The following is a 15,857-nucleotide window of genomic DNA, read 5'->3' as shown; positions in this document are numbered from 1 at the left end:
AACGCCATGGCGCCGACGCGCCACGACTACGTCACGAGGGCATACACATGGACATTGGAATCGCAGGACGCACCGCGCTGGTTTGCGCGGCCAGCAAGGGTTTGGGGCGCGGCTGCGCGGAAGCGCTGGCCGCCGAGGGCGTCAACCTGACGATCGTCGCGCGCACCGCCGAAACGCTCGAGGCGACCGCCGCCGAAATCCGCCAGCAAAGCGGCGTGGAAGTGAAGACCGTGGCGTGCGACATCACCACGCCCGAAGGCCGCGCCGCGGCGCTCGCCGCCTGTCCGCAGCCGGACATCCTGGTCAACAACGCGGGCGGCCCGCCGCCGGGCGACTTCCGCAACTTCACGCACGAGGACTGGATTCGCGCGCTCGAAAGCAACATGCTTACGCCGATCGAGCTGATCCGCGCGACCATCGACTCGATGAGCGCGCGCGGCTATGGCCGTATCGTCAACATCACGAGCTCGGCGGTGAAGGCGCCGATCGACGTGCTGGGCCTGTCGAACGGCGCGCGCTCGGGGCTCACCGGTTTTGTCGCGGGGCTCGCGCGCAAGGTCGCGCCGACCGGCGTGACGATCAACAATCTGCTGCCGGGGCTGTTCGACACCGACCGCATCGCGGTGACGTTCGAGGCGCAGGCCAAGGCGCAGAACATTTCCATCGACGAGGCGCGCAAGCAGCGCATGAAGACGATCCCCGCCGGCCGCTTCGGCAACCGGGACGAATTCGGCCGGGCGTGCGCGTTCCTGTGCAGCGTGCATGCCGGCTACATCACCGGGCAGAACTGGCTGATCGATGGCGGCGCGTATCCCGGCACGTTCTGAGCGGACGGCTGCCGAAGCGCCCAACGCCGCACGAGCAGCCGCCCCGGTTTCGCAATGAAACGATCAGCACGACACAACAACGACAATCACAACGGTTTCAGGAGTCTTACGTCATGACCACCCGCATCGCGCTGATCGCGCACGATCACAAGAAGGACGACATCGTCAAACTGGCCGGCGAATACGTCGATACGCTCAGGCGCTGCGAGATCGTCGCGACCGGCACGACCGGCGGGCGCATCAGCGATGCGCACGGCCTCACGGTCGAGCGGATGCTGTCGGGCCCGCACGGCGGCGACCTGCAGATCGGCGCGCAGCTCGCGGAAGGGCGGGTGGACATGGTGATCTTCCTGCGCGACCCGATGACGCCGCAGCCGCACGAACCGGACATCAACGCGCTGGTGCGCGCGTGCGACGTGCACAACATTCCGTGCGCGACCAACATCTCGACCGCGCGCATGGTGCTCGACGTGCTGACGTTGCGCCTCAATCAACAAGTCTGACGGCGCGCTCGCGGCAACCTGAAAAAATTCGAACAACACCCGCCTCAAGGAGACGTGATGGCCAAAGCAATCCGATTCGAAAAAACCGGCGGCCCGGAGGTGATGAAATGGGTCGACGTCGAAGTGGGCGAGCCCGGCGCGGGCGAGATTCGCATCCGGCAGACGGCGGTCGGGCTGAACTACATCGACGTGTATTTCCGCACGGGCCTCTATCCGCTGCCGTTGCCGGGCGGCCTCGGCATGGAAGCTGCCGGCGAGGTCAGCGCGGTCGGCGCGGGCGTCACGGGGCTGAAGACGGGCGACCGCGTCGCCTACGTCGCGCGCCCGCCTGGCGCGTACGCGCAGGAGCGTGTGCTGCCGGCGGCGCAGGTCGTCAAGCTGCCCGATGCATTGAGCGACGAGCAGGCCGCGTCGGTGATGCTGCAAGGCCTCACCGCGCAGTATCTGCTGCGCCGCACGTATCCGGTGAAGGCCGGCGACACGATCCTGATCCAGGCGGCGGCGGGCGGCGTCGGGCTGCTGGTGTGCCAGTGGGCCAAGGCGCTCGGCGCGACCGTGATCGGCACGGTCGGCTCCGATGAAAAAGCCGCGATCGCGAAAGCGCACGGCTGCGATCACCCGATCGTCTACACGCGCGAGAATTTCACGAAGCGTGTGCGCGAGATCACCAACGGCGCGGGCGTGCCGGTGGTGTACGACTCGATCGGTAAAGACACGTTTACGGGCTCGCTCGATTGCCTCGCGCCGCTCGGCATGTTCGTGAGCTTCGGCAATGCATCGGGGCCGCTGCCGCCGATCGATTCGTCGGAATTCGCCGGACGAGGTTCGCTGTTCTTCACGCGCCCGACGCTGTTCACCTATATCGCGAAGCGCAGCGATTACGATGCGATGTCGGCGGAACTGTTCGACGTGCTGGTGTCGGGCAAGGTCAAGACGAGCATCAATCAGCGTTATGCGCTGGCGGATGTCGGGCAGGCCCACGCGGCGCTACAAGGCCGCCGCACCACGGGCTCGACGGTGCTGCTGCCATGAACGGATAGCAGCGCGCCGCCGCTTTGATGCGGCAGATACGGCCGCGAGCGCCGCGCCACAAATGAAACGGCACGTGCACGACCTGTGCGCGACAAGCAAGGCCGTTCCATCTCTCGATGGAACGGCCTTGTCCGTTTACACGATCTTTATACCCGCGCCCCCACCTTTGACCCGTCCTTTACGCGCCAAGGCATACCGTTGCACCTATCCAAAGTCCGTGAATGGGGAAGAAAAATGGATGTGCTGTATGTCGGGGGGCTGGTGCTGTTTGCCGCGCTGACCTTTGCATTGATTAGCGGCTGCGAGAAGCTGATGCAGTTTCGCCGTGGCCAGGGAGCGCGCTCATGAACTGGATCCTCTGGTTGTCAGGCTCGGCCACCGCGCTGCTGTTTATTTACCTGGTCTATGCGCTGTTGCGCGCGGAGGACATTGAATGAACTCGAACAATGTCCTGCAGGCGGGCCTGTTCATCATCGTGCTGCTGGCTGCCGCCGTGCCGCTGGCGCGCTATCTGGCCGCGGTGATGGACGGCAGCTCGCGCGTCGTCCGTCTGGGCGGCCCGCTCGAACGTCTGCTGTATCGGATCGCGGGCGTCGACCCGTCGACGGAAATGGGCTGGAAGCATTACGCGATCGCGACGATCGCGTTCAACGTGCTCGGCGTGGGTTTTCTTTACGTGCTGTTGCGCGTGCAAGGCTGGCTGCCGGGCAACCCGCAGCAGTTCGCCGCGATGACGGTCGACGGTGCGTTCAATACGGCGGTCAGCTTCGTGACCAACACGAACTGGCAGGACTACACGCCCGAGCAAACTGTTGGCTATCTGACGCAGATGCTCGGCCTGACCGTGCAGAACTTCCTGTCCGCGGCCACCGGCATCGTGGTGGTGATCGCGCTGATGCGCGGCTTCGCGCGCCACACCGCGCAAACCATCGGCAACTTCTGGGTCGACATCACGCGCGTGACACTGTACGTGTTGCTGCCGATGTCGATGATCCTCGCGGCGCTGCTGATGAGCCAGGGCGTGATCCAGAACTTCAAGTCCTATCAGGACGTGCCGACGCTGCAAACCACCACCTACGCCGCACCGAAGCTCGATGCGCAAGGCAATCCGGTGAAGGACGCGAAGGGCAATCCGGTCACGGTCGATACGCCGGTGAAGACGCAAACCATCGCGATGGGTCCGGTTGCGTCGCAGGAAGCGATCAAGATGCTCGGCACCAATGGCGGCGGTTTCTTCAATGGCAACTCGGCGCATCCGTTCGAAAACCCCACGCCGTTCTCGAACTTCGTTCAGGTGTTGTCGATCCTCGTCATTCCGGCGGCGCTCGCGCTGTTGTTCGGGCGGATGATCGGCGACCGCAAGCAGGGCGTGGCCGTGCTCGCGGCGATGACGATCGCGTTCGGCGTCTGCGTGTTCGGCGAGATCAGCGCGGAGCAGGGCGGCAATCCGGCGCTCACCGCATTGCACGTCGATCAGTCGGCGACCGCGTTGCAGTCGGGCGGCAATGCGGAGGGCAAGGAAACGCGCTTCGGCATTGCGCAGTCGGGCATCTTCACGGTCGCGACCACGGCGGCTTCGTGCGGCGCGGTAGCCAATACGCACGACTCGCTGACGCCGCTCGGCGGCCTCTATCCGATGCTGCTGATACAGCTCGGCGAAGTGATCTTCGGCGGCGTGGGTTCCGGCATGTACGGGATGCTCGTATTCGCTTTGCTGGCGGTGTTCGTCGCGGGCCTGATGATCGGCCGCACGCCGGAATACGTCGGCAAGAAGATCGAGGCGTACGAGATGAAGATGGTGTCGATCGTCGTGCTGCTCACGCCGCTGCTGGTGCTGGTCGGCACGTCGATCGCAGTGTTGAGCGACGCGGGCAAGGCCGGCATTCTGAACCCCGGCGCGCACGGCTTCTCCGAAATCCTCTACGCGTTCAGCTCGGCCGCCAACAACAACGGCAGCGCGTTTGCGGGTCTGACGGTCAGCACGCCGTTCTACAACTGGCTCACCGCGATCGCGATGTGGTTCGGCCGCTTCGGCACGATCATTCCGGTGCTGGCGATTGCCGGCTCGCTCGCCGCGAAGAAGCGCATCGGCGTGACCGGCGGCACGCTGCCCACGCACGGCCCGCTGTTCGTCGTGCTGCTGCTCGGCACGGTGCTGCTGGTCGGCGCGCTCACTTATGTGCCTGCGCTCGCGCTCGGCCCTGGTGTCGAACATCTGATGATGATGGGCGCCCATTGAGGCGGCCCATGCGAACCAACGGCTATCAAGCGCAATCGGGATATTCGAGGATTCAATGACTGAACATAATGCAACCCGGTCCATGTTCGACCCGGCGCTGCTGCGCCCGGCGATCGTGGACTCCTTCAAGAAGCTCACGCCGCGCACGCAGTTCCGCAATCCGGTGATGTTCTGCGTGTACGTCGGCAGCATTCTGACGACCATTCTGTGGATCGCCGCGCTCGGCGGCCAGGCCGAGGCGCCCGCGGGCTTCATTCTCGCGGTCACGCTGTGGCTCTGGTTCACGGTGCTGTTCGCGAACTTCGCGGAGGCGCTTGCCGAGGGCCGCTCGAAAGCGCAGGCGGCCTCGCTGCGCAGCGCGAAGCGCGACGTGATGGCCAAGAAGCTCAACGAGCCGCATCCGAAGTCGCCGATCCGCATCACGACGGCGACCGATCTGCGCCGGGGCGACGTCGTGCTGGTCGAAACCGGCGACGTGATTCCGGCCGACGGCGAAGTGATCGACGGCGTCGCGTCGGTCGACGAATCGGCGATCACGGGCGAATCCGCGCCGGTGATCCGCGAGTCGGGCGGCGATTTTTCGTCGGTGACGGGTGGCACGCGCGTGCTGTCGGATTGGATCGTCGTGCGCGTCACGGCGAATCCGGGCGAAGCGTTTCTCGACCGCATGATCGCGATGGTCGAAGGCGCGAAGCGTCAGAAGACGCCGAACGAAATCGCCCTGACCATCCTGCTGGTCGCGTTGACGATCGTGATGCTGCTCGCCACCGCGACGCTGCTGCCATTCTCGATGTTTTCGGTTGAAGCCGCCAAGGCCGGTCACGTGGTGACGATCACCGCGCTGGTCGCGCTGCTGGTGTGCCTGATTCCGACCACCATCGGCGGGCTGCTGTCGGCGATCGGCGTGGCCGGCATGAGCCGCATGATGCAGGCGAACGTGATCGCCACCTCGGGCCGCGCGGTCGAAGCCGCCGGCGATGTCGACGTGCTGCTGCTCGACAAGACCGGCACGATCACGCTCGGCAACCGTCAGGCGTCGCAATTCATGCCCGCGCCGGGCCTGACCGAAGAAGCGCTCGCGGACGCCGCGCAACTGTCGTCGCTCGCCGACGAAACGCCGGAAGGCCGCAGCATCGTCGTGCTCGCGAAGCAGCGTTTCAACATCCGCCAACGCGATATGGCGTCGCTGCATGCGGTGTTCCTCGGCTTCACCGCGCAGACGCGGATGAGCGGTGTCGATCTGCATCCCACGGGGACTTCCTCCGGGGCGCCGGGCCGTGAAATCCGCAAGGGCGCGGCCGATGCGGTGAAGCAATACGTCGAAGCCAACGGCGGCCGTTTCCCGAGCGAAGTCAACAATGCCGTGACGGAAGTTGCGCGGCGCGGCAGCACGCCGCTGGTGGTCGCGGAAAAGGGCGAACACGGCGCGCGCGTGCTCGGCGTGATCGAGTTGAAGGACGTGGTGAAGGGCGGCATCAAGGAACGTTTCGCCGAGCTGCGCAAGATGGGCATCAAGACCATCATGGTGACGGGTGACAACCGTCTGACGGCAGCAGCGATTGCCGCCGAGGCCGGCGTCGACGACTTCCTCGCCGAAGCGACGCCGGAAGCGAAGCTCGCGACCATCCGCGCGCACCAGGCCGAAGGGCGCCTCGTGGCGATGACCGGCGACGGCACCAACGACGCTCCGGCGCTCGCGCAGGCCGACGTCGCGGTGGCGATGAACTCCGGCACGCAGGCCGCGAAAGAGGCGGGCAACATGGTCGACCTCGATTCGAATCCGACCAAGCTGATCGAGATCGTCGAGATCGGCAAGCAGATGCTGATGACGCGCGGCTCGCTCACCACGTTCTCGATCGCCAACGATGTCGCCAAGTACTTCGCGATCGTTCCGGCCGCGTTCGCCACCACCTACCCGGCGCTGAACGCGCTGAACGTGATGCATCTGGCGACGCCCGCGTCGGCGATCATGTCGGCGGTGATCTTCAACGCGCTCGTGATCGTGCTGCTGATTCCGCTCGCGCTCAAGGGCGTGCGTTATCGCGCGCTGGGCGCAGCGATTCTGTTGCGCCGCAATCTGCTGATTTACGGTCTCGGCGGGATCATCGTGCCGTTCATCGGCATCAAGCTGATCGATATGGTGCTGGCCGCGTTCGGCTGGGTTTGAGCCGCATCGGCCTAAGAGGAATCAATCATCATGAAAAATCTGTTCCGTCCGTTGCTCGTGATCTTCGCGGTGCTCACCGCGCTCACGGGCCTCGCTTACCCCGCGGTGATGACCGCTATCGGGCAGGCCGCTTTCGCCGATCAGGCCAACGGCAGCCTGCTTGAGCAGAACGGCAAGCTGGTCGGCTCGCAGCTGATCGGCCAGCAGTTCGATGCGCCGCAGTACTTCTGGGGCCGTCTGTCGGCGACCAGCCCGATGCCGTATAACGCACAGGGTTCGAGCGGCTCGAACCTCGGGCCGACCAATCCGGCGCTGCTCGACGAAGTCAACGGGCGTCTCGCCGCGTTGAAAGCTGCCGGCACCGATATGTCGAAGCCGGTGCCGGTCGATCTGGTGACGTCGTCGGGCAGCGGGCTCGACCCCGAGATCAGTCCGGCGGCGGCCGCCTATCAGATCGCGCGCGTCGCGCAGAAGCGCGGGCTCGCGCCGAACGACGTGCAGGCGCTGGTCGACCGTTTTACGACCGGCCGCCAGTTCGGCATTCTGGGTGAGCCGCGCGTAAACGTGCTGAAGCTGAACCTCGCGCTCGACGAGATGAAGCAGGGCTAGGTAGCGCGGGGCAGCGCAGCCGCGCGCCGCAGCGTGCCCAAGGCGGCGTCCGCGAGACGCCGCCTTTGCCTTTGCTACGCCGCGCCGCCATTTGCAGGCCGGCCGCGGCCGTGCCACCATGCCGACACCGCCGCGCGTACGACGATGACAACCACTACAAGCACCAAGCATGAACCGCCCCGATCCTGACGAACTGCTCGACAAGCTGCAACGCGACGAAGAGAAGCGTCTGCGCGGCAGGCTGAAGATTTTCTTCGGCGCATCGGCCGGCGTGGGCAAGACCTATGCGATGTTGCAGGCCGCCCGCCGCCGCCACGACGAAGGCGCGGACGTGGTGATCGGCATCGCCGAAACGCATGGCCGCGGCGAGACCGCCGCGCTGCTCGAAGGCCTCGAAGTCCTGCCGCTCGCACATATCGAATATCGCGGCCGCAAGCTCGGCGAGTTCGATCTGGATGCCGCGCTCGCGCGCAAGCCGCAACTGATCCTCGTCGACGAGCTCGCGCATTCGAACGTGCAGGGCGCGCGCCATCTGAAGCGCTGGCAGGACGTTCACGAACTGCTCGACGCGGGCATCGACGTGTACACGACGGTCAACGTCCAGCACCTCGAAAGCCTGAACGACGTGGTCGGCCAGATCACCGGGATTCGCGTGTGGGAGACGGTCCCGGATCGCGTGTTCGATCGCGCCGATGAAGTCACGCTGGTCGACCTGCCCGCCGAAGAACTGCTCGACCGGATGCGCGACGGCAAGGTGTACATGCCGCAGCAGGCCGAGCGCGCGGTGCGCAACTTTTTTCGCAAGGGCAACCTGATTGCGCTGCGCGAGCTCGCGCTGCGCCGCACGGCGGATCGCGTCGATGCGCAGATGCGGGAATATCGCGCCGACCGTTCGATTCAGCGTATCTGGCAGGCGCGCGAGCGTTTGCTGGTGTGCGTGGGTCCCGGCCCGGAAGCGCCAGCGCTGGTGCGCGCGGCCGCGCGCCTCGCCGCCAGCCTGAAGGCCGACTGGCTGGCGGTCTACGTGGAAACGCCCGCGCTGCAGCGCTTGCCCGACGCGCGCCGCGAACGCACGCTGAACGCGTTGAAGCTCGCCGCCGAACTCGGCGCCGAAACCGCGACGCTCGCGGGCGCCGATGCGCTCACCGCGCTGATCGGCTATGCGCAGGCCCGCAACGTGTCGAAGCTGGTGGCCGGCGCGCCGTCGCGTACCGGGGTGAGGCGCTGGCTGCGCCGGCCGCTCGGCGAGCGGATCGCGGAGCAGGCGGGCGAGCTCGATCTCACGCTGATTCGCGCGTCGTCCGAACACACGGGCGGCGCAGAGCGGCGCTTGCTCAACACCACCGCGAACGCCTGGCGCGAGGCGCTGAGCGCGGCGCGCGAACGCCGTTCGCCGCCGCGCGCGTATGCGCTCGCGCTGGCGATCTGCGCGGCCATCACGCTGCTGTCGAGCCAACTGATCGACCGCATAGACCTGACCAACCTCGTGATGCTGTATCTGCTCGGCGTGATCTTCACGGCAGTGAAGCTGGGACGCGGGCCGGGCGTGGTGCTGTCGTTCCTCAGCGTGGCCGCGTTCGATTTCTTCTTCGTGCCGCCGCGCATGTCGCTGTCGGTGTCCGATACGCAGTACCTGCTGACCTTCTTCGGCATGCTGCTGACGTCGCTGGTGATCAGCCATCTCACGTCGAGCCTGCGCCGCGAGGCGAGCGTCGCGCGGCGCCGCGAACAGCGCACCGGCGCGATGTACGCGATGGCGCGCGAACTCGCAGCGGCGCTGACCACCGAGCAGATCGTCGGGATCGGCACTCGGCACGTGAGCGAAGTGTTCGGCGCGCGCGTCGCGATCCTGCTGCCGGACAGCGCCGATCAGGTCAAACAGAAGATCGAGGACCCCGACGCGGCGATCACGCTCGAAGGCGAGCTGCTCGACCTCGACGTGGGCCAGTGGGTCTACGATCAGCAGAAGCCCGCTGGCCATGGCACGGATACGTTGCCGGCCGCGGGCGCGCTGTATCTGCCGCTGAAGGCGCCGATGCGCACGCGCGGCGTGCTCGCGGTCGTGCTGCGCGACGAGCGCGAGCTGGACGTGCCCGAACAGCAACGCATGCTCGACGCGTTCGCCGCGCAGATCGCGCTGGCGCTGGAACGGGTGCATTACGTCGACATCGCGCGCGACGCGCTCGTCAACATGGAATCGGAGCGCTTGCGCAACTCGCTGTTGTCGGCGATCTCGCACGATCTGCGCACGCCGTTGACGACGATCGTCGGCTTCTCGTCGATGCTGGCGCAGGGGCGCAAGGCGCACGACGAAGCGCACGCGCAAGCGCAGCCCGGCGACGACCTGGTCGACGCGATTCACGAAGAGGCGCTGCGCATGACGGATATCGTCACGAATCTGCTCGACATGGCGCGCTTGCAGGCGGGCAGCCTGCAACTGAACCGGCAGTGGACGCTGCTCGAAGAAACGGTGGGCGCCGCGCTGCGTGCTTGCCGGCGCGTGCTGGCGAAGCATCCGGTGCGGGTCGCGCTGCCCGCCGACCTGCCGCTGCTGCAACTGGATGCCGTGCTGATGGAGCGGCTCTTCTCGAACCTGTTCGAGAACGCGGCCAAGTACACCGCGCCGGACACGCCGTTGACGATCGGCGCGCAACGCATCGACGCGGACGACAAGCCGCTCGTGCGCGTCACCGTCGACGACGACGGCCCTGGTCTGCCCGCCGGCATGGAAGCGCGCGTGTTCGAGAAGTTCACGCGCGGCGAGAAGGAATCGGCCAAGCCGGGCATCGGCCTGGGCCTCGCGATCTGCCGCGCGATCGTCGAGGCGCACGGCGGTACAATCGGCGCGCTCAATCGCGTGTCTGCGGATGGCCGTGTCGAAGGCGCGCGCTTCTGGTTCACGCTGCCGGTGGACACGCCGCCCGACGCGCCGGATGGTCTGGAACACGAGGAGGCCGATCCGCTGGCGCAGGCGGGGCTCGAAGCCGAACCGCACGCCGGCCTTCCCACCCACCCTCGAGCCGCCCCCGGCGCCGCCGCCACCCTCAACCCGCTGCCCAAGCCCGCCCATGAGTGACCCGAGCCTCACCGTCGTCCTGATTGAAGATGAAAAGCAGATTCGCCGCTTCGTGCGAACCGCGCTGGAAGGCGAGGGCATCGTCGTGCACGACGCCGAAACCGGCAAGCAGGGTCTCGTCGAAGCCGCGACGCGCAAGCCCGACCTGGTGATCGTCGATCTCGGCTTGCCCGACACCGACGGCCTCGACGTCATCCGGGAACTGCGCGGCTGGAGCCAACTGCCGGTGATCGTGTTGTCGGCGCGCACCCAGGAGAGCGAGAAAGTCGCCGCGCTCGACGCCGGCGCTGACGATTACCTGACCAAGCCGTTCGGCGTGTCCGAATTGCTGGCGCGCATCCGCGCGCAGATGCGGCGGCGCAATCACGGCGGCGCGAACGAGTCGCCGCAGGTGCGCTTCGGCGCGGTCATGGTCGATCTGGCATTGCGCCAGGTGACGCGCGACGGCGCCGCGATCCACCTGACGCCCATCGAATACCGGCTGCTCGCGACGCTCGTGCGCCATGCCGGCCGCGTGCTGACGCACCGGCAGTTGCTGCGCGACGTGTGGGGACCGTCGCATGTCGAGAGCCATCACTATCTGCGCATCTACATGGCGCATCTGCGCGGCAAGCTGGAGCGCGATCCGGCGCAACCGGAACACATCATTACGGAAACCGGCGTCGGCTATCGCCTCGTGGGCGCGGTGTGACGCAGCCGCGAAGCAACGAATGAGGCGCTTCGATATAATTACGCTTCGTAAGGACGACCTTGCGCTTTTGCTACGAACGGGGACGGCCCCATTTCATCATGGAGCTGTCTCATGTCCTGGTTTCTTCTATTGATCGCCGGTTTGCTCGAAGTCGCGTGGGCGGCCGGCCTCAAGTCCTCCGAAGGTTTCACTCGCCTGTGGCCGTCCGTGTTCACGGTCGTGACCGCGCTTGGCAGCTTCGCGCTGCTCGCTGTCGCGATGCGCCAGTTGCCGCTCGGCACGGCCTACGCCGTGTGGACCGGGATCGGCGCGGTCGGCGCGTTCATCTTCGGCATCGTCATGATGGGCGAGGCGTTGAGCGTCGCGCGAGTTGCCAGCGCGGCGCTCATCGTGATCGGTTTGATCGGGCTGAAGCTGTCGTCCGGGCATTGAACCGCGCGCGTCGCGCGCTGGCTTCGAGGCCCCATGCAGTTCGATAAGCCCCGCTTAGCCCGAGCCATTGGGCAAGCCAAAGCGGCCTCGCCCCGCGCTTCATCCTGGCCGCCGATTCTTCGCCGCTCTACGTTCTGCGAATTATCGTGGCTATAATGAAACGGAATCCAACCTGACATTGCCCGCGGCCTCTATGGCGCGGCCGGCTTGGCGCGGGTCTGACGACTTCGGTCCGGGACTTCTCCGGGTTCCAGGCTCTATCGGCCGCCGAAGCGCCCGGCACGCGCAGCGCGCCTGGAGGCGGCCATGCTTGAATCACTTTCGCTTGCTGCTGGCCTTTCGTGGGGCAGCGGCCTGCGCCTCTATCTGACGGTCCTGCTGGCCGGCGTGTTCGAGCGTCTCGGCCTGATCCATCTTCCGGATACGCTGTCCGCGCTTTCGTCGTCCTGGGTGATCGGCGCGGCGGCCGTACTGACGGTCACCGAATTCCTCGCGGACAAAATCCCCGCGTTCGATTCGTTGTGGGACGCGATCCATACCTTCATCCGCATTCCGGCCGGCGCCGTGCTGGCGGCCGGCGCGCTCGGCCATGCCGATCCGGCGCTGCTGACCATCGCCGCGCTGGCGGGCGGCACGCTGGCGGGCACCGCGCATCTGGCGAAGGCGGGCACGCGCGCGCTGATCAATCTGTCGCCGGAACCGGTGTCGAATGTCATCACCTCGACCGCGGAAGACGGCCTCGTGTTCGGCGGGATGCTGCTCGCGCTGTTCGTGCCGCTCGTTTTTCTGGTATTGATGGTGGGTTTCCTGATGCTGGCCGGCTGGGCGTTGCCCCGGCTCTGGCGCGGCGTGCAGGGCGGGTTTCGCGGCATGGCCATGCACATGGTGTCGCGTTTTGCCAGGAGCAGGCACGATTGAGCGATACGGTACGGGGTTCCACGGCGCGCGTCAGGTCAACGCCGGCGCGCCGGCTCGGCGGCAGGGATCTGCTGCGTCAGGCTATCCGCATGACGGCGCGCGACTGGCGCGCGGGCGAATTGACGATGCTGTTGCTGGCTCTGGTGCTGGCCGTGGCGGCGTTGTCGAGCGTCGGCTTCCTCGCCGACCGCCTGCATCAGGGGCTCGAGCGCGACGCGCGGCGGATGATCGCCGCCGATTTCATCGTGCGCGCCGATCATCCGGTCAATCCGCAATTCGCCGCGCAGGCCAGGGCACTCGGTTTGAACACGGCCAGCACGGCGATCTTCCCCAGCATGATCAATTCGACCGGCGCGCAACCGGTCTCGCGGCTCGCCGCGATCAAGGCGGTGTCGCCCGGCTATCCGCTGCGCGGCGCGGTGCGGATCGCGCCGGCGCCCGGCGCGCCGGACCATCCCGCGCAGTCGATTCCGGCACCGGGCACGGTCTGGGTCGATCAGGCGCTGCTCGACGCGTTGAAGCTGCACGTGGGCGATACCGTGAAAGTCGGCAATCGCAGCTTCACGGTCGGCGCGCTGATTACGCGTGAACTGGACCGCGGCTTTTCCTTCATCAACTTTTCGCCGCGCTTGATGCTGCGCGCCGACGAAGTCCAATCGACCGGCCTCATCACCTTCGGCAGCCGCGTGACCTATCGGCTGCTGGTGGCGGGCGCGGATGCGTCGGTGGCCCGTTTCGCGCAGTTCGCGCACGACAAGGTGGACGGCGGGAAGATGCGCGGCGTCGCGCTCGAATCGTTGCAGGAGGGCCAGCCGCAAGTGCGCCAGACGCTCGATCGCGCGGGTCATTTCCTCACGCTCGTGTCGCTGCTGACCGCGTTGCTCGCGGCCGTGGCGATTGCGATGGCCGCGCACCGGTACATGCGCCGGCATCTGGACGGCTGCGCGGCGATGCGCTGCCTCGGCGTCAGCCAGGCGGCGCTGCGCGCGCTGTTCACGCTGGAGTTCGCCGGGCTCGGTTTGATCGGCGGCGCGCTCGGTGTCGCGCTCGGTTTTCTCGGGCATCTCGCGTTGCTGACGTGGCTCGGCAGTCTGATCGACGTCGCGCTGCCTTATCCGAGCGCGTGGCCCGCGCTCGAAGGCATCGCGGCCGGCCTCGTGCTGTTGCTGGGTTTCGCGCTGCCGCCGTTGCTGCCGCTCACGCGCGTGCCGCCGGTGCGCGTGCTGCGCCGCGAATGGGGCGAAGCGGGGCGCACCGCCTGGGCTGCCTACGCGCTCGGCATCGTGCTGTTCGCCGCGCTGCTGATCGTCGCGGCGGGCGAGTTGAAGCTCGGCGGGATCGTCGCGGGCGGCTTCGCGGGCGGCTTGCTGGTGTTCGCGTGCATCGCGCGGCTCGCATTGTGGGGCGCGGCGCGTATCGTGCGCAGCGAGCGCGTGAACGCGGGCATCGGCTGGCGTTATGCGCTGGCGTCGCTCGAACGGCGCAGCAGTGCGAGCGCGTTGCAGATCACCGCGCTCGGCATCGGCCTGATGTGTCTGCTGCTGATCGCGATGACGCGCAACGACCTCGTGCAAGGCTGGCGCAAATCGACGCCGCCCGATGCGCCGAACGAATTCATCATCGACATCCAGCCCGACCAGCGTGACGCCGTCACGCACTACCTGGACGCGCACGGCGTGCCCGGCACGGCGCTCTCGCCGATGGTGCGCGGGCGGCTCACGGCGATCAATGGCAAACCGGTCAATCCGGACTCGTTCAAGGGCGACGACGCGAAGCGTCTGGTGGACCGGGAATTCAACCTGTCCTACACGACCGAGCTGCCCGACGACAACCGGATCGCCGCCGGCACGTGGTACGGCGACACGAAGACGCCGCAGATTTCGATCGAGCAGGGACTCGCCAAGCTGATCAACGTGAAGCCCGGCGACGTGCTGCGCTTCGATGTGACCGGCCTGCAGATCGACGCGCCGGTGACGAGCGTGCGCAAGCTCGACTGGGGGACGTTCAAGGTCAACTTCTTCGTGCTGATGCCGCCCGCCGCGTTGCAGGATTTCCCGGCGACGTTCATCACGAGCTTTCATTTGCCGCAGGACAGGCAGTCCGCCATCGACGGCCTGATCGGCGCCTACCCGAACCTCACGGCGATCGACACCGGTCCGATCCTCGCGCAGATTCAGCGCGTGTTGCAGCAGGTGATCGGCGCGGTGCAGTTCCTGTTCGCGTTCACGCTCGCGGCGGGCGTGCTGGTGCTGTACGCGGCGCTCGCCGGCACGCGCGACGAGCGTATGCGAGAATCCGCGCTGCTGCGCGCGCTCGGCGCGTCGCATCGGCAGGTGCGCACGGTGCAGATTGCCGAGTTCGTCGCGGTGGGCGCGTTGGCCGGCTTGATGGCGGCGATCGGCGCGCAGGTGATCGGCTGGGTGCTGGCGACCCGCGTGTTCGAGTTTTATCTGAGCTTCGATCCGTGGCTGCTGCCGGCGGGCGTTGCCGCAGGCATTGCGTGTGCCGGCGTCGGCGGCTGGCTGAGCCTGCGGCATGTGCTGTCGCGGCCCGCGTTGCAATCGCTGCGGGACGCGTGATTTTTATTTCTGGTTGATGAGCAGGTTATGAGCGATTTGAACGACGAAGTGTCCACGGCGCAGCTGACGGCCTTCGAGCTGGTGGGCGGCGAAGCGCGGGTGCGTGAACTGGTCGACCGGTTTTACGACCTGATGGATCTGGAAGCGGATTTCGCCGGGATTCGGGCTTTGCATCCGGCGTCGCTCGACGGCTCACGCGACAAGTTTTTCTGGTTCCTGTGCGGCTGGATGGGCGGCCCCGACCACTACATCAGCCGGTTCGGCCATCCGCGCCTGCGCGCGCGGCACCTGCCGTTTGCGATTGCGTCGAGCGAGCGGGATCAGTGGCTCAGATGCATGGCGTGGGCGATGGAGGATATCGGACTGGCAGAGCCGCTGCGTGAACGTCTGCTCGGTTCGTTCTTCGAAACTGCCGACTGGATGGTAAACCGACATTAGTTAGTAGAAAACGTGTTTTAAATCAATCGGATGTCTTTCATCTGCTTGAACCACGCAGCAGGGAAGAGAGATAGCGCTTGTGGATAACTGGCGGCCGCAGGCGCGACGAAAAACAGCACGCTGGGATTATTCCGTCGCCTTGGTGGCGCACGGCATACCCGACAGAATTTTTGCGAGTTTGGAGACAAGTGGACGCAATGAGTCGCCTTCAACGCTGCTGATTCCGGCTTACGAGTTGTTTGCGGATAGGCCAGCGGGCTACGGCACCTTCCTTGGCAACGGCCGGGGCGGTGACATCGACTTGATGTTGCGTTTGTGAGCGACTCCGTCCACGGAAGCCTTTCCA

Annotated in this window: 15 protein-coding genes; all 15 read left to right on the top strand. The window is 66.5% G+C overall.

The features are described from left to right. Nucleotides 1-47 precede the first annotated feature (47 nt). The 15 genes from PQR02_RS27500 to PQR02_RS27430 all read left to right on the top strand — a co-directional run bounded on the left by PQR02_RS27500 (nt 48) and on the right by PQR02_RS27430 (nt 15,830). The gene (locus tag PQR02_RS27500; RefSeq protein ID WP_408238782.1) at nt 48-827 is read left to right on the top strand and encodes an SDR family oxidoreductase; all 780 of its coding nucleotides are present in this window, start codon (nt 48-50) and stop codon (nt 825-827) included. Nucleotides 828-940: 113 nt separating this feature from the next. Continuing rightward, nucleotides 941-1,330, top strand: a complete 390-nt coding sequence (locus PQR02_RS27495) for a methylglyoxal synthase (RefSeq protein WP_408238779.1) — start codon at nt 941-943, stop codon at nt 1,328-1,330. A 57-nt stretch (nt 1,331-1,387) separates the two neighbouring features. Further along, nucleotides 1,388-2,362 carry a quinone oxidoreductase family protein gene (locus PQR02_RS27490; protein ID WP_408238776.1) on the top strand — a complete coding sequence of 325 codons (975 nt, stop codon included), beginning with the start codon at nt 1,388-1,390 and terminating at the stop codon, nt 2,360-2,362. A 234-nt stretch (nt 2,363-2,596) separates the two neighbouring features. Then, entirely contained in the window at nt 2,597-2,710 is a 114-nt protein-coding gene (locus PQR02_RS27485; RefSeq protein WP_149673762.1) for a potassium ABC transporter ATPase, read from the top strand. Further along, nucleotides 2,707-2,799 carry a K(+)-transporting ATPase subunit F gene (kdpF, locus tag PQR02_RS27480; protein ID WP_149673761.1) on the top strand — a complete coding sequence of 31 codons (93 nt, stop codon included), beginning with the start codon at nt 2,707-2,709 and terminating at the stop codon, nt 2,797-2,799. Before PQR02_RS27485 ends, kdpF begins: the two co-directional genes overlap by 4 nt. Next, nucleotides 2,796-4,601 carry a potassium-transporting ATPase subunit KdpA gene (gene kdpA / locus PQR02_RS27475; RefSeq protein WP_408238771.1) on the top strand — a complete coding sequence of 602 codons (1,806 nt, stop codon included), beginning with the start codon at nt 2,796-2,798 and terminating at the stop codon, nt 4,599-4,601. Before kdpF ends, kdpA begins: the two co-directional genes overlap by 4 nt. Nucleotides 4,602-4,656: 55 nt before the next feature. Next, complete coding sequence (gene kdpB, locus PQR02_RS27470; protein ID WP_408238768.1) at nt 4,657-6,768, top strand: potassium-transporting ATPase subunit KdpB; 2,112 nt, start codon at nt 4,657-4,659, stop codon at nt 6,766-6,768. Between the two features lie 30 nt (nt 6,769-6,798). Beyond that, complete coding sequence (gene kdpC, locus PQR02_RS27465) at nt 6,799-7,377, top strand: potassium-transporting ATPase subunit KdpC (protein ID WP_408238765.1); 579 nt, start codon at nt 6,799-6,801, stop codon at nt 7,375-7,377. A gap of 169 nt (nt 7,378-7,546) precedes the next feature. After that, a complete protein-coding gene (locus PQR02_RS27460; protein WP_408238762.1) occupies nt 7,547-10,453 on the top strand; it encodes a DUF4118 domain-containing protein in 2,907 nt (968 codons plus the stop codon). Further along, nucleotides 10,446-11,144: a two-component system response regulator KdpE gene (gene kdpE / locus PQR02_RS27455; protein ID WP_408238759.1), complete on the top strand. Its 699-nt coding sequence runs from the start codon at nt 10,446-10,448 to the stop codon at nt 11,142-11,144. The genes PQR02_RS27460 and kdpE overlap by 8 nt, the downstream gene beginning before the upstream one ends. 111 nt (nt 11,145-11,255) lie before the next feature. Continuing rightward, nucleotides 11,256-11,576 (top strand): quaternary ammonium compound efflux SMR transporter SugE, encoded by a 321-nt coding sequence (gene sugE / locus PQR02_RS27450; RefSeq protein WP_408238756.1) that lies wholly within the window; start codon nt 11,256-11,258, stop codon nt 11,574-11,576. A 306-nt stretch (nt 11,577-11,882) separates the two neighbouring features. Next, complete coding sequence (locus PQR02_RS27445) at nt 11,883-12,494, top strand: DUF4126 domain-containing protein (RefSeq protein WP_408238753.1); 612 nt, start codon at nt 11,883-11,885, stop codon at nt 12,492-12,494. Further along, nucleotides 12,491-15,073, top strand: coding sequence for an ABC transporter permease (locus tag PQR02_RS27440; RefSeq protein WP_408238750.1), 2,583 nt, complete (start codon nt 12,491-12,493; stop codon nt 15,071-15,073). Before PQR02_RS27445 ends, PQR02_RS27440 begins: the two co-directional genes overlap by 4 nt. Nucleotides 15,074-15,100: 27 nt before the next feature. After that, nucleotides 15,101-15,511, top strand: a complete 411-nt coding sequence (locus PQR02_RS27435; protein ID WP_408238747.1) for a group II truncated hemoglobin — start codon at nt 15,101-15,103, stop codon at nt 15,509-15,511. 79 nt (nt 15,512-15,590) lie between these two features. Next, complete coding sequence (locus PQR02_RS27430) at nt 15,591-15,830, top strand: hypothetical protein (RefSeq protein ID WP_408238744.1); 240 nt, start codon at nt 15,591-15,593, stop codon at nt 15,828-15,830. Nucleotides 15,831-15,857 lie beyond the last annotated feature (27 nt).

Origin of the sequence: Paraburkholderia sediminicola (assembly GCF_046026895.1) — a bacterium.
Classification (GTDB): Bacteria; Pseudomonadota; Gammaproteobacteria; order Burkholderiales; family Burkholderiaceae; genus Paraburkholderia; species Paraburkholderia sediminicola_C.
Note: the sequence above shows the minus strand (reverse complement) of the source record. Positions and strands in the feature narration are given on the sequence as shown.

Excerpts from the sequence above, each read along its gene's own strand:
- PQR02_RS27500 (WP_408238782.1), top strand. The coding sequence starts at position 48 with ATGGACATTGGAATCGCAGGACGCACCGCGCTGGTTTGCGCGGCCAGC.
- PQR02_RS27495 (WP_408238779.1), top strand. The coding sequence starts at position 941 with ATGACCACCCGCATCGCGCTGATCGCGCACGATCACAAGAAGGACGAC.
- PQR02_RS27490 (WP_408238776.1), top strand. The coding sequence starts at position 1,388 with ATGGCCAAAGCAATCCGATTCGAAAAAACCGGCGGCCCGGAGGTGATG.
- PQR02_RS27485 (WP_149673762.1), top strand. The coding sequence starts at position 2,597 with ATGGATGTGCTGTATGTCGGGGGGCTGGTGCTGTTTGCCGCGCTGACC.
- kdpF (WP_149673761.1), top strand. The coding sequence starts at position 2,707 with ATGAACTGGATCCTCTGGTTGTCAGGCTCGGCCACCGCGCTGCTGTTT.
- kdpA (WP_408238771.1), top strand. The coding sequence starts at position 2,796 with ATGAACTCGAACAATGTCCTGCAGGCGGGCCTGTTCATCATCGTGCTG.
- kdpB (WP_408238768.1), top strand. The coding sequence starts at position 4,657 with ATGACTGAACATAATGCAACCCGGTCCATGTTCGACCCGGCGCTGCTG.
- kdpC (WP_408238765.1), top strand. The coding sequence starts at position 6,799 with ATGAAAAATCTGTTCCGTCCGTTGCTCGTGATCTTCGCGGTGCTCACC.
- PQR02_RS27460 (WP_408238762.1), top strand. The coding sequence starts at position 7,547 with ATGAACCGCCCCGATCCTGACGAACTGCTCGACAAGCTGCAACGCGAC.
- kdpE (WP_408238759.1), top strand. The coding sequence starts at position 10,446 with ATGAGTGACCCGAGCCTCACCGTCGTCCTGATTGAAGATGAAAAGCAG.
- sugE (WP_408238756.1), top strand. The coding sequence starts at position 11,256 with ATGTCCTGGTTTCTTCTATTGATCGCCGGTTTGCTCGAAGTCGCGTGG.
- PQR02_RS27445 (WP_408238753.1), top strand. The coding sequence starts at position 11,883 with ATGCTTGAATCACTTTCGCTTGCTGCTGGCCTTTCGTGGGGCAGCGGC.
- PQR02_RS27435 (WP_408238747.1), top strand. The coding sequence starts at position 15,101 with ATGAGCGATTTGAACGACGAAGTGTCCACGGCGCAGCTGACGGCCTTC.